The following is a 19,887-nucleotide window of genomic DNA, read 5'->3' as shown; positions in this document are numbered from 1 at the left end:
TCAAATCGCGAAAACGCACCAAAGGGACAGGTCGCGCGGAGGAGGGCCGGGCCGCCCCGCCGCCCCGCCGCGGCCGGGCGGACGAAACCCCGCTTTTCCGTGCGTCAGCGCGCCAGGCCGGTGGCGCAGAGCGCAGCCGAACTCGTGGCCACCGAAAGAATTTCTGGGTCTCCCAGCGCGCGGACGCGGCGCAGGAACCGCTCGACCGACTCGGCCTGGCGCGCCCTGGGCAGGTCGGCGATGCGCATCAGCTGGGCAAGACTGAGCCGGTCGACCATCCGCTCGGCCATGCACGCCGCGAGCGGGCGCGGCAGGCCCGCATTGACCAGGCCGGTGCGCAGCCGGTCTTCCGGAACGGCGCAGGCGGAGAGGGTGAGAAGGACGAGAAAGGATGCGCTTCGCATGCCGGCTCGCTATATCGCGGGCATGCACCCGGCAATCGGCCCCGTGACTGGAATTGCGCTGTTCCTCGGCACCATCGCGCTGATGGAGGGGATCGCCTATGCAGCGCATCGCTGGGTGATGCACGGACCGGGCTGGTTCCTGCACAAGAGCCACCACGCGCCGCGCGCCGGCCTGTTCGAGCTCAACGATCTCTATGCGGTGATCTTCGCCATCCCCTCGATCGTGCTGCTGCTCGGCGGGGTGCAGCTCGGCTGGTGGCCGGGCTTCACCTGGATCGGCGCGGGGATCGCCGCCTATGGCGCGATCTATTTCGGGTTCCACGACGTCATCGTGCACCGGCGGCTGAGCCATCGCTACCTGCCCCGATCGAGCTACATGAAGCGCATCATCCAGGCGCACCGGCTGCATCATGCGGGGGAGACCAGGGACGGCACGGTGAGCTTCGGCTTCCTGTGGGCGCCCGCGCCCGAGCGGCTGAAGGCGCAGCTCAACGCCCGCGGCAATGCCGGGGTACGTGCGCCGGCCCTGCGCTCCTGATCACCGATCCGCTCTTCTACGCGCTGGCGGTTCCGGCGGTGGCGCTGATCGGCCTGTCCAAGGGCGGGTTCGCCGGCGCCGGCGCGCTGTCGCTGCCGATGATCGCCTTCGCCACCGATCCGGTGAAGGCGGCGGCGATCCTGCTCCCGCTGCTGATCGCGCAGGACGTGGTCGGGGTATGGGCGTTCCGCAAGACGGTGGACGGGTTCGTGCTCGGCTGGACGCTGGCGGGGGCGGTGATCGGGATCGCGCTCGGCTATGGCTATGCGGCGAGCGTCTCGGCCGATGCGGTCCTGGCGATGGTGGGCGGCATCTCGATGCTGTTCGGCGCCTATCGCCTGTGGCGCGACCGGCACGGCGCGCCCGCGCCGTCGACCTCGCCCGGGTGGGTCGGATCGCTGTTCGGCATCGCCTCGGGCTTCACCAGCCAGATCGCGCACGCCGGACAGCCGCCGTGGCAGCTGTGGGTGCTGCCGCGGCGGTTGGAACGCGACGTGCTGGTCGGGACCACCGCGGTCTATTTCGCGCTGGTCAACTGGATCAAGGTGCCGGCCTATCTCGCGCTCGGCCAGTTCACGCGCGAGAATCTGCTGACCTCGGCGGCGCTGCTGCCGGTCGCGGTCGCCTCGACCTTCGCGGGCGTGTGGCTGGTGCGGCGGGTGTCGCCCGAGCGCTTCTACACCGCGATCTACTGGCTGATGATCGCGGTGGGCGCGGTGCTGGTGTGGAAGGCGCTGGCGTAACAGCCGACACCGCCAGATCAGGTGGGAGTGAAGAAGGTTGTTTTTCACGCGGAGGCGCGGAGGCGCAGAGATGTTGGTCTTCTGCGCGAAGCGCCTGCTCACCTATTGACGTTGCGGCAAGCGGTGATGCCGGAAGAATGAGAGCCGCTGACGCGGCAGGACGACATCTCTGCGCCTCCGCGCCTCCGCGCCTCCGCGCCTCCGCGTGAATCTATTTCTTCGCCGCCTCAGTCGAACAGCGACGACACCGAGCTCTCGTCGGCGATGCGGCGGATCGCTTCGGCGATCAGCGGGGCGATGGTGAGGTGGCGGATCTTCTGCGCGTCGGCGACGACATTGTGATTGCCGATCGAATCGGTGATGACGAGCTCGCGCAGCTCGGACCCGTCGACGCGCGCCACCGCGCCGCCCGACAGCACGCCATGGGTGCAATAGGCGACCACGTCCTCGGCGCCCGCCGCCTTGAGCGCGGCGGCGGCGTTGCACAGCGTGCCCGCCGAATCGACGATGTCGTCGATCAGAATGCAGAAGCGGCCCGAAACCTCGCCGATGATGTTCATCACTTCCGATTCGCCCGCCTTCTCCCGGCGCTTGTCGACGATCGCGAGCGGCGCATTCTCCAGCCGCTTGGCCAGCGCACGCGCGCGCACCACGCCGCCGACGTCGGGCGAGACGACCATCAGGTTGCGATCCGAGAAGCGCGCCTTGATGTCCTCGCTCATCACCGGCGCGGCGAAGAGATTGTCGGTCGGGATGTCGAAGAAACCCTGGATCTGCCCGGCGTGAAGATCGACCGACAGCACGCGGTTGGCACCCGCGGTGGTGATGAGGTTGGCAACCAGCTTGGCCGAGATCGGCGTGCGCGGGCCGGGCTTCCGGTCCTGCCGGGCATAGCCGAAATAGGGGAGCACCGCGGTGATGCGCTTGGCCGACGCGCGACGCAGCGCATCGATCATGATCAGCAGCTCCATGAGGTTGTCGTTCGCCGGATAGGCGGTCGACTGGAGCACGAACACGTCCTCGCCGCGGACATTCTCGAGGATCTCGACGAAGATCTCCTCGTCGGCGAAGCGCCGGACATTGGCCTCGGTCAGCGGGATCTCGAGATAGGAGGCGATCGCCTGGGCGAGCGGCAGGTTCGAATTGCCGGCCATCAATTTCATGTGTCTCGCTCCCCAGCGACATTTTTCTGCAATGCCTTCCCTTAGGAGGCGAAGGCGAATGGGGGAAGGGGTCGATTCGCCTCTCCCGGTTTCAGCCGTTACAATGAAAGTCAGGACAGTGTTGCTGTCCCATCTCGACTCGGACGTTGAAAGAATATAACAGGGGCCTGAAATCATATTCCGTGCGTTGACCCGCGACACGGAGGCCTTTTGACGCTGGAGAGAGCATGACCGCGGACGTCGCGCGCCCCAATCTGCCGCCGCTCAGCCTGCATGTGCCCGAACCGCGGTTCCGGCCCGGCGATACGGTCGACTTCGCCGATGTCGAGGTGCCGCCCGCGGGCGCGCAGCCCCGCCCCGATACCGCCGCCGAGCCCGCCAGCTTCCACGAGCTCGCCTATACGCTGGTGCGCGTACTCGACGAGGGCGGCAACGCGGTCGGCCCGTGGAATCCCAAGCTCGACGCGGACACGCTGCGCAAGATGCTGCGCGACATGGCGCTGGTCCGCGCGTTCGACGAGCGCATGTTCCGCGCCCAGCGCCAGGGCAAGACCAGCTTCTACATGAAGTGCACCGGCGAGGAGGCGGTGGCGATCGCCGCGGCGCATGCGCTGGCGAGCGACGACATGTGCTTCCCGAGCTACCGCCAGCAGGGCCTGCTGATCGCGCGCGGCTACAGCCTCGTGCAGATGATGAACCAGATCTACTCGAACAAGGGCGACGACCTGGCGGGCAAGCAGCTGCCGATCATGTACTCGTCGAAGGAGAAGGGCTTCTTCTCGATCTCGGGCAACCTCGCCACGCAATATCCGCAGGCGGTAGGCTGGGCGATGGCGAGCGCGGCCAAGGGCGACACGCGCATCGCCGCGACCTGGTGCGGCGAGGGCTCGACCGCGGAGGGCGACTTCCACTCGGCGCTGACCTTCGCCACCGTCTACAAGGCGCCGGTGATCCTCAACGTCGTCAACAACCAGTGGGCGATCTCGAGCTTCTCGGGCTTTGCCGGGGCCGAGGCGACCACCTTCGCGGCGCGCGCGCTGGGCTATGGCATCGCTGGCCTCCGCATCGACGGCAACGACGCGCTGGCGGTCTATGCCGCGACTCAATGGGCGGCGGAGCGCGCGCGGACCAACCAGGGCCCGACGCTGATCGAGCATTTCACCTATCGCGCCGAGGGTCACTCGACCTCCGACGATCCTTCGCAATACCGCAGCGCGGGAGAGCCGACCGCCTGGCCGCTGGGCGACCCGATCGCGCGGCTCAAGCAGCACCTCATCGCGATCGGTGAGTGGGACGAGGAACGCCACGCCGAGCAGGACCGCGAGCTCGCCGAGATGGTCAAGGCGGCGCAGAAGGAAGCCGAGAAGAACGGCATCCTCGGCCACGGCCTGCACCAGCCGCTCGATTCGCTGTTCGACGGAGTGTTCGAGGAAATGCCGTGGCACCTGCAGGAGCAGCGGCAGATGATGCTCGACGAGGAAGAGGCTTCGGGCCGTCCCTGGGCACGCAAGAAATGAGCGAGTCAATCGTGAGCGAAGCGGCGGCGAACGAAGCGGGCGCCATCACCCGCATGAACATGATCCAGGCGATCAACTCCGCGCTCGACGTGATGATGGCGCGCGATCCCGACGTGATCGTGATGGGCGAGGATGTCGGCTATTTCGGCGGCGTGTTCCGCGCCACGGCGGGGCTGCAGGCCAAGTTCGGCAAAACGCGCGTGTTCGACACGCCGATCACCGAATGCGGCATCGTCGGCGTCGCGATCGGCATGGGCGCGTACGGCCTGCGCCCGGTGCCCGAGATCCAGTTCGCCGATTACATCTACCCCGCGCTCGACCAGCTGGTGAGCGAGGCGGCGCGGCTGCGCTACCGCTCTGCCGGCCAGTTCACCGCGCCGCTGACGGTGCGGTCGCCCTTCGGCGGCGGCATCTTCGGCGGGCAGACCCACTCGCAGTCGCCCGAGGGCATCTTCACCCACGTCTCGGGCGTGAAGACGGTGATCCCCTCGACCCCCTATGACGCCAAGGGCCTGCTGATCGCATCGATCGAGGACAATGACCCGGTCATCTTCTTCGAGCCCAAGCGCATCTACAACGGCCCGTTCAACGGCCATTGGGACCGCCCGGCGGAGAATTGGTCGAAGCATCCCGGCGGGGAGGTGCCCGAGGGCTATTACCGCATCGATCTCGGCAAGGCGGCGATCGTGCGGCCGGGCGAGGCGCTGACGATCCTCGCTTACGGCACGATGGTGCATGTCGTGCAGGCGACGGTCGAGGAGCTCGGCATCGACGCCGAGATCATCGACCTGCGCACGCTGGTGCCGCTCGACATCGCGACGATCGAGGAGTCGGTGCGCAAGACCGGCCGCTGCATGGTGGTGCACGAGGCGACGCGGACCAGCGGCTTCGGCGCCGAGCTGGCGAGCCTGGTGCAGGAGCGCTGCTTCTATCATCTCGAGGCGCCGGTCGAGCGCGTCACCGGCTTCGACACGCCTTATCCCCATTCGCTTGAGTGGGCGTATTTCCCGGGCCCGGTCCGCATCGGACAGGCGCTCAAGAAGATCCTGAAGGACTGACCCGCATGGCACGCTTCACGTTCCGCTTGCCCGACATCGGCGAAGGCATCGCCGAGGCCGAGATCGTCGCTTGGCACGTCAAGGTCGGCGATCGAGTCGAGGAGGACCAGCAGGTCGCGGACATGATGACCGACAAGGCGACCGTCGAGATGGAATCGCCGGTGTCGGGGATCGTGGTCGAGCTGGCTGGCGAGGTCGGCGACCAGGTCGCGATCGGCGCCGCGCTGATCGTGGTCGAGACCGAGGGCGATGTGGCCGAGGCGGCGGAAGCGGCGCCGGCATCCGAGGAGGTCGAGGAGCAGATCGAGGCGGAAACGCCGGGAGTGGAGGAAGATTCTCCCCTCCCAGCAAGGGAGGAGTCGGGGGTGGGTACCGATGCACCAGCATCGGCTCCGACGCCTGCCACGCGCGAAACGGCGGCCGCTGACGCGCCCGCATCCACCCCCAGCGCCTCCCTTGCAGGGAGTGGAGAAGAGGCGTCGCACCGCGCCATCCTCGCTTCCCCCGCCGTCCGCCAGCGCGCCAAGGATCTCGGCGTCGACCTGTCGCAGGTGAAGGCCGAGGGCGACCGCATCCGCCACGCCGATCTCGACGCTTTCCTGCGCTACGGCAGCGGCCAGGGCTATCACGCCCCACACGCGTCGCGCGCCCGCGACGACGTGCCGGTCAAGGTCATCGGCATGCGCCGCCGCATCGCCGAGAACATGGCCGCGTCGAAGCGCGCGATCCCGCACTTCACCTATGTCGACGAGATCGACGTCACTGCGCTCGAAGAAATGCGCGCCGACCTCAACGCCAATCGCGGCGCGCGGCCCAAGCTCACCATGCTGCCGTTCGTGATCGCCGCGATCTGCCGCACCCTGCCCGACTTCCCGATGCTCAACGCGCGCTATGACGACGAGGCGGGCGTGGTGACGCGGCACGGACGCGTGCACATGGGCATGGCGACTCAGACCGATGCCGGGCTGATGGTGCCGGTGATTCGCGACGCGCAGGACCTGAACGTGTGGCAGCTCGCGGCTGAGATCACCCGCCTCGCCGAGGCCGCGCGCACCGGCAAGGCGAAGGTCGAGGAGCTCAGCGGCTCGACCATCACCGTCACCTCGCTCGGTCCGCTCGGCGGCATCGCGACCACCCCGGTGATCAACAAGCCCGAGGTGGCGATCATCGGCCCGAACAAGATCGTCGAGCGTCCGGTGTTCCAGGGCGACGAGATCGTGCGGGCGAAGCTGATGAACCTGTCGATCAGCTGCGACCACCGCGTCGTCGATGGCTGGGACGCGGCGAGCTATGTGCAGGCGCTGCGCAAGCTGCTCGAGACGCCCGTGCTGCTGTTCGCCGACTGACATGCGCGCGCAGTCGCGACTGGCGCTGGCCGTCGGGCTTTCGCTTCCGGTCGCGATCGGGCTGTGGCTGGCGCTGGCAGCCTGGCTGCCGCCGATCGCGATCGAGCCGATGCGCTTCGTGCTCGGCTGTATTGCGGCGTCCGTGCTGCTCGCGTTCCTGCCGGGGATCGAGGCGGTGGCGCATGAGCGGCTGTTCTTCCGCTCGATCGATCCGCTCGCGGGCGCGGATTCGCGCCGCCTGATCGTCAACCAGCGGTACATCCAGAACACGCTCGAACAGCTCTGGATATTCGCGCCGGGGCTGGCGCTGCTCGGCCTTTATGCCGATCCGCGCATCGTCACCGCGACCGCGATCACCTGGGTGCTCGGCCGCTGGGCGTTCTGGATCGGCTATCACTGCGAGCCGCTGTGGCGCGGAATCGGCGCATCGTCGCTGGCGCAGAGCCTGATCGTGCTTGCCTGGGGCGTGGGCGCCTTCGCGCACGAGCTGGCGGGATGGGCGGGGGTCGCCGCACTGCTCGGCCCCTTCCTCGCGATCGAGGCCTGGTTGTTCGTGGCACTCCGCAAGCCGCCCGTGGACTGAACCCGCCCGGCACTGGCGCGTTCGAACCGCCATGCTCCAGGTTCGTCATCGCCATATCGAGATCGACGGCGTCGACATCTTCTATCGCGAGGCGGGGCCGGCCGAGGCGCCGGTGCTGCTGCTCCCGCACGGCTATCCCGCCTCGTCCTTCGCCTATCGCAACCTGATGCCGGCGCTCGCCGACCGCTGGCGCACGCTCGCGCCCGATTTTCCCGGCTGGGGACACAGCGCGACGCCGGCGGACTTCGCGCATGACTTCGACGGCTATGCCGCTTTCCTCGCCCGGTTCACCGAGACGCTGGGGGTCGACCGCTGCGCGATCTGGCTGCACGATTTCGGATCGCAGATCGGGCTGCGCTTCGCCATCGCGCACCCGGCGAAGATCGCCGCGGTGATCATCCAGAACGGCGACATCTACGAAGATACGCTCGGCCCCAATTACGATCCGCTCAAGGAATATTGGGACGACCCGACGCCCGAGCGAAAGGCGAGCCTAGCCGACGCGATCACGCTCGAGGGCTACCGGCACGAGTTCATCGGCGGCACCGAGGGCGCGGTCGCCGGACGGATTCCGCCCGACCTCTGGACGCTGCACTGGGCGCTGACCGATCCCCAGCGCCGCAGCATCTATCGCGACGTGATCGCCGGACTGCGCGCGAATCGCGACTGGTTTCCGCGCTACCAAGGCTATCTGCGCGAGCAGCGGCCGTCCGCGCTGATCCTGTGGGGGCCGCGCGACGGCTTCATGCCCGAAGCGGCAGGCCGGGCGTACCTGCGCGACTTGCCCGACGCCGAGTTGCATCTGTTCGATGATGGGGGGCATTGGCTGCTCGAGACGCATCTCGACGCCCTGACGCCGCTGATCCGCGATTTCCTGGCGCGGACGCTCGGCTAACGAGTCAGCGCCTCGCGCACCTGCTCGCGCCCGGCGATGCGCTGCGCCTTGGCGGCGCGCTTCAACGCCTCGGTCCTGCCCGACGCGGCCAGCACCTGCCCGGTGATCGCCTTGAACCGAGCATGGTCGCCGGCACTGGCGAAGCCGAAATAGCCCGCCGCATTGTGCCAGGTCCGGCGGGCGAGCAGCTCGCATTGCGCACGGCTGGCGCGCGCCAGCTCGATCCGGTTCGCCAGCCGCGCATCCTCGTCGCCGGCGGTCGCCACGATGCGGGCACCCGGCTTGGCCTCGGCGGGAAGCTCGGAACGATCGACGGCGTCGACGAGCTGCGCGGCACGTTCGCGGGCGCGCTTGGCATGGTCCCGCGCCACCTGCTCGAGGCTCGAGATCGACGCGCAATCCGACAGGATCTGCGGCGCCTGCTGGAGCAGATAGGGACTGCTCAGCACGCCGAGGTTGAGCTTGACCAGCGCCTCGTCCCAGGCGCGCTCGTCCTTGTCCGCCGCGCGGATCGCGGCGAGATAGGCGGCCGACGCCGCGCCGCGACCGGCGGCGGCGCCCGGCACGCTCGGCTTGCCGTCGGCGGCGATGTCGAGCTCGGCGAAGGTCCGCGCATCCTCCGCCGAGCGCGCGACATGGATGCGGCCTGCGCCCAGCCCCGCCAGCGCGCCCGCGGCTGGAAGCGCGAGCAGCGCGCCGCCGACCACCAGCCATTGCCGCGTGCGGCTTCCCGCCAGCAGCACCAGCAGCCACAGCGCGAGACCGGCGCCGGCACCGGCCAGCACCAGGGTCGAGAGGTCGAGCCGCGGCAGCAGCGCTGGCGCGAAGGCGCTGGCGAGGATGAGTGCGAGACAGCCCAGCAGTGCGATGAGCAGCGGCCAGCCGAACACCGCGCTGCGGCGCGCGCCCTCGTCCTCGAACGCTTCGGTCATTTTCGTTTCCCCCGGTTTCGCGGAGGATTAGCAAGGACCAGCGGACGCGGCGAGCCTATTCCGGACGCGCGCGCGCCTGGGGATAGGTACCGAGCAGGCGCATCGACTTGGTGTGGAACTTGAGTTCCTCGAGCGCGCGGTCGACCGCCGGGTCGCCGGGGCGGCCGACGATGTCGGCGTAGAATTCGGTTGCCGCGAAGCTGCCGCCGCGCTGGTAGCTCTCGAGCTTGGTCATGTTGACGCCGTTGGTCGCGAAGCCGCCTAGCGCCTTGTACAGCGCGGCGGGGACGTTCTTCACCTCGAAGATGAAGGTCGTCATGTACGGTCCATGGTCGCGCAGCGGCGGCGCGCTGCGCGCCAGCACCACGAAGCGAGTCATATTGTGGTCGGCGTCGGCGACGTCGTTCTCGAAGATGGTGAGGCCGTAGAGCGGCGCGGCGCCCGGCGGGGCGAGCGCGGCGATTGCCGGATCCGTGGTCTCCGCAACCACCGCGGCGGCGCCGGCGGTGTCGGGATAGGAGAGCGGCGCGATGCCCTGCGCCTTGAGCCACAGCCGGCACTGGCCGAGCGCTTGCGGATGGCTCATCGCCTGGCGCACGCCCGAGCGCTCGCCGAGGCCCATCAGCGCGTAGCGGATCGGCAGGAAATGCTCGCCGATGATGGTGAGACCGGATTCGGGCAGCAGGAAATGGATGTCGGCGACGCGGCCATGCAGCGAATTCTCGATCGGGATGATCGCGCAATCGGCCTTGCCCTCGCGCACCGCGTCGATCGCGTCCTCGAAGCTGAAGCAGGGCAAGGGCAGCCCGGTGGGGAACGCCTCGAGCGCGGCCATGTGCGAATTGGCCCCCGGCGCGCCCTGAAAGGCGACGGCGCGTTTGGGCTCGGCAAGCGCTGCTTGCGTCATGCGTGCGACGATCGGACGCGCGGGCGCGGCGAAATTTTCCATTGGCGGGCGCGATTAGCGACGTGAAGGAAGCCGAGCAAGCCCGGGTTGCGGTGCGCAAAAGGCCGCACTAAAGGATCGCGCCAACCGACACGTCATATCAACTCTGGGGCAAACGGGCGCGCAATGGACAATCGCATGAACACGATCGCAGGCTGGGTCCTGTTCGGCTGTGCCTCGGCGCTGGGCCTGTCGATCGCCAGCGGCATGATCTATCATAGCGGCAAGCCCGAAAAGGCCGGCTATCCGGTGGAGAGCGCCGAGGGCGGCGAAGGCGGCGGCGCCGCTGCGGCCGCGCCGATCGCCAATCGCCTCGCCACGGCCGATGTCGCCAAGGGCCAGGCCTCGTTCGCCAAGTGCGCGGCGTGCCACACCATCACCAACGGCGGCGCCAACGGCGTCGGCCCGAATCTCTGGGGCACCGTCGGCAAGCCGCACGGCCATATCGCCGGCTTCGGCTATTCCGACGCGCTCAAGGGCGTGCCGGGCAACTGGACCTTCGAGGCGCTCGACCAGTGGCTCGCCAGCCCGCGCAAATATGCGCCAGGCACCAAGATGACCTTTGCCGGCCTGTCCGACCCGCAGGAGCGCGCCAACGTCATCGCGTACATGAACGCGCAGGGCTCGAACCTGCCGCTTCCGGCGGCCGAGGCGGCGCCGGCCGCTGGCGACGCCGCGGGCAATGCCGCGGCGCCCGACGCCAACTCGACCGAGATGGGCAATGCCGGCACTCCGGCGAGCGGCGCGCCGTCGGTCGATCCGGCGGCTGCGGCCGAAGCGGCGAAGAAGGGCCACTGAGCCCCGTGCGGGGGCCTCAGCCCCCGTTTTTGTCCTCGTAGAATTTCTGGACGATTTCCCAGCCCTCTTCCGCGGTTTCGCAGAAGTGGAACAGGTCGAGATCGCGCGGGGAGATCACCCCTTCCTCGCACAGCGCGTCGAAGTTGACGACGCGGTTCCAGAATTCCTTGCCGTAGAACAGCACCGGGATCGGCGCGATCTTGCCGGTCTGGATCAGCGTCAGCAGCTCGAACGATTCGTCGAACGTGCCGAACCCGCCGGGAAACACCGCCACCGCGCGCGCGTGCAGCAGGAAGTGCATCTTGCGCAGCGCGAAATAGTGGAATTGCATCGACAGCGAGGGCGTCACATATTCGTTGGGCGCCTGCTCGTGCGGCAGCACGATGTTGAGCCCGATCGATTCGCAGCCCTTCTCGGTCGCGCCGCGATTCGCCGCCTCCATGATCGAGGGACCACCGCCCGAGCACACCACGAAGTGGCGCTGCCCGGTCTCGTCGAGCGGATAGCAGCTCGCGAGGCCGGCGAGCTCGCGCGCGACGTCGTAATATTTCGACTTGGCGATCAGCCGCTCGGCGATGCGGCGCGACTGGTCGTCGGTCGCGAGATCGAGCAGCGCCTGCGCCTTGGCCGGCTCGGGGATGCGCGCCGAGCCGTAGATCACCAAAGTCGAGGCGATCTTCGCCTCGTCGAGCAGCAGCTGCGGCTTCAGCAGCTCGAGCTGGAAGCGCACCGGGCGCAGGTCCTCGCGCAGCAGGAAGTCCATATCCTGGAAGGCGAGGCGATAGGCGGGATGCTCGGTCTGCGGGGTCGACACGCCGGTCGCGGCGGTCTCGGCATCCTGGCGTGCGCGCGGAAAGACGCGCGAGGGCACTTTGGTGTCTGTCATCGGCGGCTCTTAATCCAATTCCTCAACGGCAGAAAGGCCCGCGCCCCATGTCGAAATGGAAGTGGTTGTCGTGCGCCGCGTTATAGTCCGGCCCCAGCACGGTGGCGAAGCGGCGGCAGGCCGAGCGGTGGACGATCCGGAGGAAGTCGCGCACCTTCTCGTCGTCCGAGTTCCAGCCCTGCTCGACCGAGATGCGCCGCCCGTCGCGCAGGATGAAGGCGGCGACGTCGACGGCATTGCCGAGGCCGTGCTCGGATACGCGCCCCGCCGCGCGCGTCCCGCCGCCGACGATGCCGCGGCACGAATAGGTGCCGAAGGTCTCGACCCGCACCAGCTCGCCGTCGAGGATCTCGCGCGCCGCCGGCACCGCGGCGTTGCGGACCCAGGCGATGAAGGTGCGCGCGAGCGGGCAGCGCATCGCCTTGAGGCCGGAGACGGGCAGGCCGACATCGATCAGCTGCACCGCGCCGATCACCTGGCAACCGCCGCCATAGTCGCGGTCGGGCAGCGGGCTGAACCGCACCCCTTCGCGCGACAGGTCGGCATAGCATTGCTTGGTCTCGCGGCTGGTCGGCAGGTTGAGCGTCACCGGGCCGCGCGGATCGGGACGAACCCCCGGCCGCTTCGGCGGCTCACGGTCACCGCCGCCGAAACAGGCCGTCAAGAGCAGGGCGGCGAGCAGGACCGACAGGATACGCATCGCGGGGGACTTTAGCGGCTGGTCCGAATCCGCGACAACCGCCAATTCCTCACTCCGGACAGGCAGGTTCAAAAGATACCATTCCGCCGGCCGCTCTTTGCTTGACTTCGCATCGCTTGCCGTTAGGGCCGCCGGCGGGCCACGCGGTCCCAACGCCGCGCGTGCTCTCTGCAAGGAGAGTCTATATGACTGAAGTGACTGCCGCCGACGCCGGACTTGCGTCCATTGCCAAGCCCGCCGCCAAGCCGGCCCGCCCCCATTTCTCTTCGGGTCCCTGCGCCAAGCCTCCGAGCTGGGATGCCTCGAAGCTCGCGGTCGAGGTGCTCGGACGCTCGCACCGCTCGAAGCTCGGCAAGAACCGTCTCGCTTATTGCATCGACCTGATGCGCGAGCTGCTGCGCCTCCCCGACACCCACCGTATCGGCATCGTCCCCGGCTCCGACACCGGCGCGTTCGAGATGGCGATGTGGACGATGCTCGGCGCGCGCGGCGTGACCACGCTCGCCTGGGAAAGCTTCGGCGAGGGCTGGGTTACCGATGCGGTCAAGCAGCTGAAGCTCGATCCCACGGTGATCCGCGCCGATTACGGCCAGCTGCCCGACCTCGGCCAAGTGAACTTCGCCGACGACGTTCTGTTCACCTGGAACGGCACGACCTCGGGCGTGCGCGTGCCCGACGGCGAGTGGATCCCGGCCGACCGCGAGGGCCTGACCTTCGCCGACGCGACCAGCGCGGTGTTCGCCTACGACCTGCCGTGGGACAAGATCGATGTCGCGACCTTCTCGTGGCAGAAGGTGCTGGGCGGCGAAGGCGGCCATGGAGTGCTGATCCTTGGGCCCCGCGCGGTCGAGCGGCTCGAGAGCTACACTCCCGCCTGGCCGCTGCCCAAGGTGTTCCGCCTGGTCAGCAAGGGCAAGCTCGCCGAGGGCGTGTTCAAGGGCGAGACGATCAACACGCCGTCGATGCTCGCAGTCGAGGACGCGATCTTCGCGCTCGAATGGGCGAAGTCGCTCGGCGGGCTCGACGGTCTGATCGCGCGCTCGGACGCCAATGCCGCGGCGCTCGACAAGCTCGTGGCGGAGCGCGACTGGCTCGGCCATCTCGCCGCCGACCCGGCCTCGCGCTCGAAGACCAGCGTGTGCCTCACCGTCGAGGGCGCGGACGCCGACTTCATCAAGAAGTTCGCGTCGCTGCTCGAGAAGGAGGACGCTGCCTATGACGTCGCCGGATATCGCGACGCCCCTGCTGGCTTGCGCATCTGGTGCGGCGCGACGGTCGACACCGCCGATATCGCGGCGCTCGGCCCCTGGCTCGACTGGGCCTACGCGTCGGCGAAGGCCGGTTAACTCCAATCGATCGTCATTCCCGCGAAGGCGGGAACCCATTCACGCAGGTTGTCGAAGGAGCCGCCACGTCAGCGGCAATGGATCCCCGCCTTCGCGGGGATGACGACCTAGGGAACAGGACTAGAGAAATGCCCAAGGTACTCATCAGCGACAAAATGGACCCCAAGGCCGCGCAGATCTTCCGCGAGCGCGGCGTCGAGGTCGACGAGATCACCGGCAAGACGCCGGAAGAGCTCAAGGCGATCATCGGCCAGTATGACGGCCTCGCCATCCGCAGCGCGACCAAGGCGACCAAGGAGATCATCGACGCCGCGACCAACCTCAAGGTCATCGGCCGCGCCGGCATCGGCGTCGACAATGTCGACATCCCCTATGCGAGCAGCAAGGGCGTGGTCGTCATGAACACCCCGTTCGGCAACTCGATCACCACCGCCGAGCACGCCATCGCCCTCATGTTCGCGCTCGCCCGCCAGCTGCCCGAGGCCGACCTTTCGACCCAGCAGGGCAAGTGGGAGAAGAACCGCTTCATGGGCGTCGAGCTGACCGGCAAGACGCTCGGCCTGATCGGCGCCGGCAATATCGGCTCGATCGTCGCCGACCGCGCCCACGGCCTGCGCATGAAGGTCGTCGCCTATGACCCGTTCCTCAGCCCCGAGCGCGCGGTCGAGATGGGCGTCGAGAAGGTGGAGCTCGAGCAGCTGCTCGCCCGCGCCGACTTCATCACACTGCACACCCCGCTGACCGACCAGACGCGCAACATCCTGTCGAAGGAAAACCTCGCCAAGACCAAGAAGGGCGTGCGCATCATCAACTGCGCGCGCGGCGGTCTGATCGACGAGGCGGCGCTCAAGGAGCTGCTCGATTCGGGCCATATCGGCGGCGCCGCGCTCGACGTGTTCGTGACCGAGCCGGCCAAGGAGCACCCGCTGTTCAACACGCCCAACTTCGTCGCCACACCGCATCTCGGCGCGTCGACGAGCGAGGCGCAGGTCAACGTCGCGATCCAGGTCGCCGAGCAGATGGCCGACTATCTCGTCAATGGCGGCGTCACCAACGCGCTCAACATGCCGAGCCTGACCGCCGAGGAAGCGCCGCGCGTCAAGCCGTACATGGAGCTCGCCGAGAAGCTCGGCAGCCTCGTCGGCCAGCTCGCCCATGGCAACATCCCGCGCATCTCGATCCACAGCGAGGGCGCGGCGACCGAGGTCAACCAGAAGCCGATCGTCAGCGCGGTGCTGGCGGGCTTCCTGCGCACCCAGACCGACACGGTGAACATGGTCAACGCGCCCTTCCTCGCCAAGGAGCGCGGGATCGAGGTGCGCGAGGTCAAGACCGAGAAGGAAGGCGACTACCACACCCTCATCCGCGTCTCGGTCAAGACCGATGCCGGCGAGCGTTCGGTCGCCGGGACCTTGTTCGGCAACAAGGCGCCGCGGCTGGTCGAGCTGTTCGGCATCATGGTCGAGGCCGATCTCGACGGCCACATGCTCTACGTCGTCAACGAGGACGCGCCGGGCTTCATCGGTCGCATCGGCACCACGCTGGGCGATGCCGGCGTGAACATCGGCACCTTCCACCTCGGCCGCCGCGAGGCCGGCGGCGAGGCGGTGCTGCTGCTCTCGGTCGACGAGGCGGTGACCCCCGAGCTGATCGCCCAGGTCCGCGCGCTCCCCGGCGTCAAGACCGCGATGGCGCTGAAGTTTTAGTTTCATCCGTCACCCCGGACTTGTTCCGGGGTCCACAGTGCGGCAAGCGCGCGCAAGAGCCTCGAACGGCGACGCCCGAGACTCGGTGGACCCCGGCACGAGGCCGGGGTGACGGGGTTGAACAAATGAACGGACTTCTGCCCGAAGGCTTCCACGACCGCCTGCCCCCGCATGCCGATGCGGCGGCGGCGCTCGAGCGGCGCGTGCTCGATGTCGCGCGGCTCTATGGCTATGAGCGAGTCGATCCGCCGCTCGCCGAGTTCGAGGAGTCGCTCGGCGCGCGGCTCAAGGCGGCGAGCGCCAAGGATGCGGTGCGCTTCACCGATCCCGCCTCGCGCCGCACGCTCGCGATCCGGCCCGACATCACCGCGCAGATCGGTCGCATCGCCGCGACGCGCATGGCGCACCACCCGCGGCCGGTACGCCTCTCCTATGCCGGCACCGTGCTCAAGCTGCGCGCGAGCGAGCTGCGCCCCGAGCGCGCGATGCGCCAGATCGGTTGCGAGCTGATCGGCCGCGACAGCGTGGCGGCGGCACGCGAGATCGTCACCGTCGCGGTCGAGGCGCTGGAGGCGGCGGGGGTCGCCGGTCTCGCGCTCGACTTCACCCTGCCCGACCTGGTCGAGCAGCTCGCCCCCGGCATGGCGCCCGAGCAGCTGACGGCGCTGCGCGACCGGCTCGACGCCAAGGACGCCGCCGGCGTCGCCGCGATCGACCCCGACTTCCTGCCGCTGATCGAGGCCGCCGGCCCGTTCGATGCGGCGGTCGCGCGGCTGCGCGCGCATGACAAGGGCGGCGTGCTCGCCACCCGGCTCGACGGCCTTGGCGCCGTCGCAGAGGCGGTTGCCGGCAAGGTCGCGCTGACGCTCGACCCGACCGAGCGCCATGGCTTCGAATATCAGAGCTGGATCGGCTTCTCGCTGTTCGCGCGCGGCGTGCGGGGCGAGATCGGGCGCGGCGGGAGCTATTCGGTGATCGGCGCGGAGGGGGACGAACCCGCGGTCGGCATGTCGCTGTTCGTCGACCCGATTCTCGACGCGGGGCTCGCCAATGGCGACCGGCGACGGCTGTTCCTGCCCACGGGCACAGACCCGGCGTTAGCCGCGAGGCTGCGCGCCGACGGCTGGGTTGCGGTCGCCGCGCTCGACGCCGATGACAGCGCCGCGGCGCAGCTCTGCACGCACGAGTTGCGTGATGGAGTGCCCCTCGCGATCTGAGCGCCCGACACCCTTATCCCGTCATACTGAACTTGCAGGCGGCCCAGTCGTGGAGAAATGGACCCTGAAGCAAGTTCAGGGTGACGACGGAAGTGGTGAGAATTGCGTATCGCCTCAATCCAGCGGTCTCGCCAGAAGCGCCGCCCATTCGGGATGCTTGCGGATATAGGCCGCGACGAACGGGCATTGCGCGATCACCTTGAGGCCGCGGTCACGGACATCGGTCAGCGCGTGGAGGATCAGCCGGCTGGCGATGCCGCGCCCCCCGAGCGCCTCAGGCACCACGGTGTGGGTGAAGGTGATCACCTCGCCGTCGATCCGGTAGGCGGCGAAGGCGGTGTGCCCCTCAACCTCCAGCTCGAAGCGGCTGCGGTCGCGATTGTCGGTGACGTCAGGGTCCACGGAACCTCCTGCCAATGATGCATGCGCCAGCCTATATGATTCTTCGTCGTCCGGCGCGCATTTCCGGAATACACCGGCTATACGAACCGCAATGAATCCCCGCGACGTCCTCCGCACCACTTTCGGCTTTCCAGATTTCCGCGGCGTCCAGCACGACGTCGTCGATCGCGTCCTCGCGGGACAGCGCACGCTTGCGGTCATGCCGACCGGCGCGGGCAAGTCGCTGACCTACCAGCTGCCCGCGGTGATGCTCGAGGGGACGTGCATCGTCGTCTCGCCGCTGATCGCGCTGATGCACGACCAGCTGCGCGCCGCCGAGGCGGTCGGCATCCGCGCCGCGACGCTGACCAGCGCCGACGACAATCGCGACGAGACGATCGCGCGGTTCCGGCGCGGCGAACTCGACCTGCTCTATGTCGCGCCCGAACGCGCCTCGGGCGAGGGCTTCCGCAATCTGCTCCGCCAAGCGAAGCTCTCGATGTTCGCGATCGACGAGGCGCATTGCGTCAGCGAATGGGGGCATGATTTCCGGCCCGACTATCGCCTGCTGCGCCCGCTGCTCGACGCCTTCCCTGACCTCCCGCGCCTCGCGCTCACCGCGACCGCGGACGCGCACACCCGCGCCGACATCCTCGAGCAGCTCGGCATCCCCGCTGACGGGCTGATCGTCGCCGGGTTCGACCGGCCCAACATCCGCTATGCGATCACCAGCACCGCCTCGAAGGGCTCGGCGATCGCCTCCCTGGTCAAGCGCACGCCGGGCGCCGGGATCGTCTACGCCACCTCGCGCGACCGCACCGAGAAGCTCGCCGCCGCGCTCGCCGGCACCGGCCGCCCCACCCGCTTCTACCATGCCGGGATGCCGCCCGACACGCGCCGCCGCGCCCAGGCCGAGTTCGTCCGTTCGGAGGACATGGTGATGGTCGCAACGATCGCGTTCGGCATGGGCATCGACAAGCCCGACGTGCGCTTCGTCGCGCATGCCGGGCTGCCCAAGTCGATCGAGGGCTATTACCAGGAGAGCGGCCGCGCCGGCCGCGACGGCGATCCGGCGGTGGCGCATCTGTTCTGGGCGCCCGGGGACTTCACCCGCGCGAGGGAGTGGCTGCCGGAGCTGCCGCAGAATCGGCAAGCGGCGGAGCGCGCGCGGCTCGATGCGCTTGCCGGGCTGGTCGAGACCGCCGGATGCCGCCGCGCGGTGCTGCTGCGCTATTTCGGCGAGACCCCGCCCGAACGCTGCGGCAATTGCGACAATTGCCTCAATGCGCCGGGGGTGCGCGACGCGACCGAGACCGCGCGCAAACTGCTCTCCGCCGTCTATCGCACCGGCCAGCGCTTCGGCGTAGGGCATCTCGAGAAAGTGCTGAGCGGCGCGACCGACGAACGCATCGAGAAATGGGGGCATGACCGGCTCACCGTGTTCGGCATCGCCGATGACGAGGACATGGCGCTGGTCAAGCCGGTGGCGCGAGCACTGCAGGCGCGCGGGGTGCTGGTCGCCAACGAGCATGGCGGGCTCGCGCTGGGTGGCGACGCGCGTGCGATCCTGCGCGGCGAGGCCAAGGTCGAGGTCGTGCTCGCCGCCGAGCCCGAGCGCGGCCGCAAGCGGCGTGGCGAGCCGGCCGCGGGCCTCGCGCCCGAAGATGCGCCCTTGTTCGAGGCATTGCGCGCCAAGCGCCGCGAGCTCGCCGAAGCGGCTAGCGTGCCGCCCTATGTCATCTTCCACGATTCGGTGCTGCGCGAGATGGCCGCGCGCCGACCCCGGGATCGCGCCACCCTCGCCACCTTCTCGGGCATCGGCGAGCGCAAGCTCGACGCCTATGGCGACGCCTTCCTCCAGGTGATACGCGACGGGGGTTGAGGAGACTTCACATGGCCAGCATCCGCCGCATCAACGACCGCATCTCGGTCGCCCCCCAGATCGACCCCGCCGACGTCGTCGAGGCCGCACGCGCCGGGTTCGTGGCGATCGTCAACAACCGCCCGGACGACGAGGAAGCCGGCCAGCCCGAGGGCGAATCGATCCGCACCGTCGCGGAGACGCTCGGCCTCGCCTATCACGCCATTCCGATCACGCATGCCGGCTTCTCCGCGACTCAGGTCGAGGCGATGCGCGAGGTGCTCGACCAGGTGGACGGCCCGGTGCTGGCTTATTGCCGCTCGGGCACGCGTTCGACCAACCTCTGGGCTTTGGCCGAGGCGAGCCGCGGCGAGCATCCCGCCGGGCTGATCGAGCAGGCCGCCGGGGCCGGCTACGATCTCAACGGCCTGCGCCCGATGCTCGACGCGCTCTCGGGCAAGGCATGAACTGGTGGCTCGCCGCGGGCTCGCTCGCGGCGGTGCTGGCGCTCGCCGGCATGGCCTGGGCGCTCAAGCTCGGCGGCACGCAACGGTTCGAGAGCGGTACGGACGCGATCCGGCTGGCCGAAGCGTTGAGCTCGGGCTTCGAGGGCAAGGCGTGCGTGGTGTCGACGACCGGTGAACTGGCCGCGGTCGCGGGCGGCCCTAGCGACCTCGTGCTGGTCGAGCCGATGGGCGCACGCCACTGCGCCCGCCGGATCGCTGGGGCGCGGATTGCGACGCTGGACGACGGACCGGACGGCAGCACGATCACGTTGCGACTCTCCGCACGGGAGACGCTCCGCATCACCGTCGCCGACGCCGCAGCGGCGCGCGCCTTCGCCGATACGCTAGGCGGCTGATCGCC

General features: G+C 68.8%; 21 protein-coding genes. 14 read left to right on the top strand and 7 right to left on the bottom strand.

Features of this window, described 5'->3' with window-relative positions:
- Positions 1 to 104: 104 nt before the first annotated feature.
- Complete coding sequence (locus ACO227_RS06970) at positions 105 to 404, bottom strand: hypothetical protein (protein ID WP_423606373.1); 300 nt, start codon at positions 402 to 404, stop codon at positions 105 to 107.
- On the opposite strand from ACO227_RS06970, the gene ACO227_RS06965 reads away from it, so the two are divergent.
- The gene (locus tag ACO227_RS06965; RefSeq protein ID WP_423606371.1) at positions 403 to 942 is read left to right on the top strand and encodes a sterol desaturase family protein; all 540 of its coding nucleotides are present in this window, start codon (positions 403 to 405) and stop codon (positions 940 to 942) included. The genes ACO227_RS06970 and ACO227_RS06965 overlap by 2 nt on opposite strands.
- A complete protein-coding gene (locus tag ACO227_RS06960) occupies positions 939 to 1,685 on the top strand; it encodes a sulfite exporter TauE/SafE family protein (RefSeq protein WP_423607293.1) in 747 nt (248 codons plus the stop codon). The genes ACO227_RS06965 and ACO227_RS06960 overlap by 4 nt, the downstream gene beginning before the upstream one ends.
- Before the next feature lie 227 nt (positions 1,686 to 1,912).
- Here ACO227_RS06960 and ACO227_RS06955 read toward each other — a convergent pair whose 3' ends face one another.
- Entirely contained in the window at positions 1,913 to 2,848 is a 936-nt protein-coding gene (locus ACO227_RS06955) for a ribose-phosphate pyrophosphokinase (RefSeq protein ID WP_423606370.1), read from the bottom strand.
- 227 nt (positions 2,849 to 3,075) lie between these two features.
- On the opposite strand from ACO227_RS06955, the gene ACO227_RS06950 reads away from it, so the two are divergent.
- Genes ACO227_RS06950 through ACO227_RS06930 form a run of 5 tightly spaced genes read left to right on the top strand, consistent with a single transcriptional unit; the run spans position 3,076 to position 8,247 of the window.
- A complete protein-coding gene (locus ACO227_RS06950; protein ID WP_423606368.1) occupies positions 3,076 to 4,365 on the top strand; it encodes a 3-methyl-2-oxobutanoate dehydrogenase (2-methylpropanoyl-transferring) subunit alpha in 1,290 nt (429 codons plus the stop codon).
- A 53-nt stretch (positions 4,366 to 4,418) separates the two neighbouring features.
- A complete protein-coding gene (locus tag ACO227_RS06945; RefSeq protein ID WP_423607291.1) occupies positions 4,419 to 5,423 on the top strand; it encodes an alpha-ketoacid dehydrogenase subunit beta in 1,005 nt (334 codons plus the stop codon).
- 5 nt (positions 5,424 to 5,428) lie between these two features.
- On the top strand, positions 5,429 to 6,769 hold the full coding sequence (locus ACO227_RS06940; protein WP_423606367.1) for a dihydrolipoamide acetyltransferase family protein: 1,341 nt from the start codon (positions 5,429 to 5,431) through the stop codon (positions 6,767 to 6,769).
- 1 nt (position 6,770) lies between these two features.
- The gene (locus ACO227_RS06935) at positions 6,771 to 7,352 is read left to right on the top strand and encodes an MAPEG family protein (RefSeq protein ID WP_423606366.1); all 582 of its coding nucleotides are present in this window, start codon (positions 6,771 to 6,773) and stop codon (positions 7,350 to 7,352) included.
- Between the two features lie 31 nt (positions 7,353 to 7,383).
- Positions 7,384 to 8,247 (top strand): alpha/beta fold hydrolase, encoded by an 864-nt coding sequence (locus ACO227_RS06930; RefSeq protein WP_423606364.1) that lies wholly within the window; start codon positions 7,384 to 7,386, stop codon positions 8,245 to 8,247.
- On the opposite strand, the gene ACO227_RS06925 is transcribed toward ACO227_RS06930, so the two are convergent.
- Both ACO227_RS06925 and ACO227_RS06920 read right to left on the bottom strand, forming a co-directional pair.
- The gene (locus ACO227_RS06925; protein WP_423606362.1) at positions 8,244 to 9,179 is read right to left on the bottom strand and encodes a hypothetical protein; all 936 of its coding nucleotides are present in this window, start codon (positions 9,177 to 9,179) and stop codon (positions 8,244 to 8,246) included. The genes ACO227_RS06930 and ACO227_RS06925 overlap by 4 nt on opposite strands.
- A 55-nt stretch (positions 9,180 to 9,234) precedes the next feature.
- Positions 9,235 to 10,128: a prephenate dehydratase gene (locus ACO227_RS06920; protein ID WP_423606360.1), complete on the bottom strand. Its 894-nt coding sequence runs from the start codon at positions 10,126 to 10,128 to the stop codon at positions 9,235 to 9,237.
- Between the two features lie 123 nt (positions 10,129 to 10,251).
- On the opposite strand from ACO227_RS06920, the gene ACO227_RS06915 reads away from it, so the two are divergent.
- On the top strand, positions 10,252 to 10,923 hold the full coding sequence (locus tag ACO227_RS06915; protein ID WP_423606358.1) for a c-type cytochrome: 672 nt from the start codon (positions 10,252 to 10,254) through the stop codon (positions 10,921 to 10,923).
- A 16-nt stretch (positions 10,924 to 10,939) separates the two neighbouring features.
- Here the strand turns inward: ACO227_RS06915 and ACO227_RS06910 are convergent, their stop codons facing one another.
- Positions 10,940 to 11,809, bottom strand: coding sequence for an LOG family protein (locus tag ACO227_RS06910; protein ID WP_423606357.1), 870 nt, complete (start codon positions 11,807 to 11,809; stop codon positions 10,940 to 10,942).
- Positions 11,810 to 11,831: 22 nt separating this feature from the next.
- Entirely contained in the window at positions 11,832 to 12,509 is a 678-nt protein-coding gene (locus tag ACO227_RS06905; protein WP_423606355.1) for an extensin family protein, read from the bottom strand.
- A gap of 185 nt (positions 12,510 to 12,694) precedes the next feature.
- On the opposite strand from ACO227_RS06905, the gene ACO227_RS06900 reads away from it, so the two are divergent.
- The 3 genes from ACO227_RS06900 (at position 12,695) to ACO227_RS06890 (ending at position 16,778) form a co-directional block, all read left to right on the top strand.
- Positions 12,695 to 13,855, top strand: coding sequence for a phosphoserine transaminase (locus ACO227_RS06900; RefSeq protein WP_423606353.1), 1,161 nt, complete (start codon positions 12,695 to 12,697; stop codon positions 13,853 to 13,855).
- A 128-nt stretch (positions 13,856 to 13,983) separates the two neighbouring features.
- Positions 13,984 to 15,561 (top strand): phosphoglycerate dehydrogenase, encoded by a 1,578-nt coding sequence (serA, locus tag ACO227_RS06895; protein WP_423606351.1) that lies wholly within the window; start codon positions 13,984 to 13,986, stop codon positions 15,559 to 15,561.
- Between the two features lie 125 nt (positions 15,562 to 15,686).
- The gene (locus ACO227_RS06890) at positions 15,687 to 16,778 is read left to right on the top strand and encodes an ATP phosphoribosyltransferase regulatory subunit (RefSeq protein ID WP_423606350.1); all 1,092 of its coding nucleotides are present in this window, start codon (positions 15,687 to 15,689) and stop codon (positions 16,776 to 16,778) included.
- Between the two features lie 114 nt (positions 16,779 to 16,892).
- Here ACO227_RS06890 and ACO227_RS06885 read toward each other — a convergent pair whose 3' ends face one another.
- Positions 16,893 to 17,180, bottom strand: coding sequence for a GNAT family N-acetyltransferase (locus tag ACO227_RS06885; RefSeq protein ID WP_423606349.1), 288 nt, complete (start codon positions 17,178 to 17,180; stop codon positions 16,893 to 16,895).
- A 91-nt stretch (positions 17,181 to 17,271) separates the two neighbouring features.
- Here ACO227_RS06885 and recQ point away from each other — a divergent pair, with 91 nt between their 5' ends.
- Genes recQ through ACO227_RS06870 form a run of 3 tightly spaced genes read left to right on the top strand, consistent with a single transcriptional unit; the run spans position 17,272 to position 19,882 of the window.
- Positions 17,272 to 19,041: a DNA helicase RecQ gene (recQ, locus tag ACO227_RS06880; RefSeq protein WP_423606348.1), complete on the top strand. Its 1,770-nt coding sequence runs from the start codon at positions 17,272 to 17,274 to the stop codon at positions 19,039 to 19,041.
- Between the two features lie 11 nt (positions 19,042 to 19,052).
- A complete protein-coding gene (locus ACO227_RS06875) occupies positions 19,053 to 19,487 on the top strand; it encodes a TIGR01244 family sulfur transferase (RefSeq protein WP_423606347.1) in 435 nt (144 codons plus the stop codon).
- A complete protein-coding gene (locus ACO227_RS06870) occupies positions 19,484 to 19,882 on the top strand; it encodes a hypothetical protein (RefSeq protein ID WP_423606346.1) in 399 nt (132 codons plus the stop codon). Before ACO227_RS06875 ends, ACO227_RS06870 begins: the two co-directional genes overlap by 4 nt.
- Positions 19,883 to 19,887: the final 5 nt, after the last annotated feature.

The organism is Sphingomonas sp. MS122, from assembly GCF_049532975.1.
Lineage (GTDB): Bacteria > Pseudomonadota > Alphaproteobacteria > Sphingomonadales > Sphingomonadaceae > Sphingomonas.
The sequence above is the reverse complement of the archived record's forward strand: the minus strand, read 5'-3'. Positions and strand labels throughout refer to the sequence as shown.

What these genes read in the sequence shown, in the direction of transcription:
- ACO227_RS06915 (WP_423606358.1), top strand. Translation starts at nt 10,252, where the DNA reads ATGGACAATCGCATGAACACGATCGCAGGCTGGGTCCTGTTCGGCTGT.
- ACO227_RS06890 (WP_423606350.1), top strand. Translation starts at nt 15,687, where the DNA reads ATGAACGGACTTCTGCCCGAAGGCTTCCACGACCGCCTGCCCCCGCAT.
- ACO227_RS06965 (WP_423606371.1), top strand. Translation starts at nt 403, where the DNA reads ATGCCGGCTCGCTATATCGCGGGCATGCACCCGGCAATCGGCCCCGTG.
- ACO227_RS06870 (WP_423606346.1), top strand. Translation starts at nt 19,484, where the DNA reads ATGAACTGGTGGCTCGCCGCGGGCTCGCTCGCGGCGGTGCTGGCGCTC.
- ACO227_RS06900 (WP_423606353.1), top strand. Translation starts at nt 12,695, where the DNA reads ATGACTGAAGTGACTGCCGCCGACGCCGGACTTGCGTCCATTGCCAAG.
- ACO227_RS06905 (WP_423606355.1), bottom strand. Translation starts at nt 12,509, where the DNA reads ATGCGTATCCTGTCGGTCCTGCTCGCCGCCCTGCTCTTGACGGCCTGT.
- ACO227_RS06945 (WP_423607291.1), top strand. Translation starts at nt 4,419, where the DNA reads ATGAACATGATCCAGGCGATCAACTCCGCGCTCGACGTGATGATGGCG.
- ACO227_RS06920 (WP_423606360.1), bottom strand. Translation starts at nt 10,128, where the DNA reads ATGGAAAATTTCGCCGCGCCCGCGCGTCCGATCGTCGCACGCATGACG.
- ACO227_RS06970 (WP_423606373.1), bottom strand. Translation starts at nt 404, where the DNA reads ATGCGAAGCGCATCCTTTCTCGTCCTTCTCACCCTCTCCGCCTGCGCC.
- ACO227_RS06955 (WP_423606370.1), bottom strand. Translation starts at nt 2,848, where the DNA reads ATGAAATTGATGGCCGGCAATTCGAACCTGCCGCTCGCCCAGGCGATC.
- ACO227_RS06925 (WP_423606362.1), bottom strand. Translation starts at nt 9,179, where the DNA reads ATGACCGAAGCGTTCGAGGACGAGGGCGCGCGCCGCAGCGCGGTGTTC.
- serA (WP_423606351.1), top strand. Translation starts at nt 13,984, where the DNA reads ATGCCCAAGGTACTCATCAGCGACAAAATGGACCCCAAGGCCGCGCAG.
- ACO227_RS06940 (WP_423606367.1), top strand. Translation starts at nt 5,429, where the DNA reads ATGGCACGCTTCACGTTCCGCTTGCCCGACATCGGCGAAGGCATCGCC.
- ACO227_RS06910 (WP_423606357.1), bottom strand. Translation starts at nt 11,809, where the DNA reads ATGACAGACACCAAAGTGCCCTCGCGCGTCTTTCCGCGCGCACGCCAG.
- ACO227_RS06875 (WP_423606347.1), top strand. Translation starts at nt 19,053, where the DNA reads ATGGCCAGCATCCGCCGCATCAACGACCGCATCTCGGTCGCCCCCCAG.
- ACO227_RS06950 (WP_423606368.1), top strand. Translation starts at nt 3,076, where the DNA reads ATGACCGCGGACGTCGCGCGCCCCAATCTGCCGCCGCTCAGCCTGCAT.
- recQ (WP_423606348.1), top strand. Translation starts at nt 17,272, where the DNA reads ATGAATCCCCGCGACGTCCTCCGCACCACTTTCGGCTTTCCAGATTTC.
- ACO227_RS06935 (WP_423606366.1), top strand. Translation starts at nt 6,771, where the DNA reads ATGCGCGCGCAGTCGCGACTGGCGCTGGCCGTCGGGCTTTCGCTTCCG.
- ACO227_RS06930 (WP_423606364.1), top strand. Translation starts at nt 7,384, where the DNA reads ATGCTCCAGGTTCGTCATCGCCATATCGAGATCGACGGCGTCGACATC.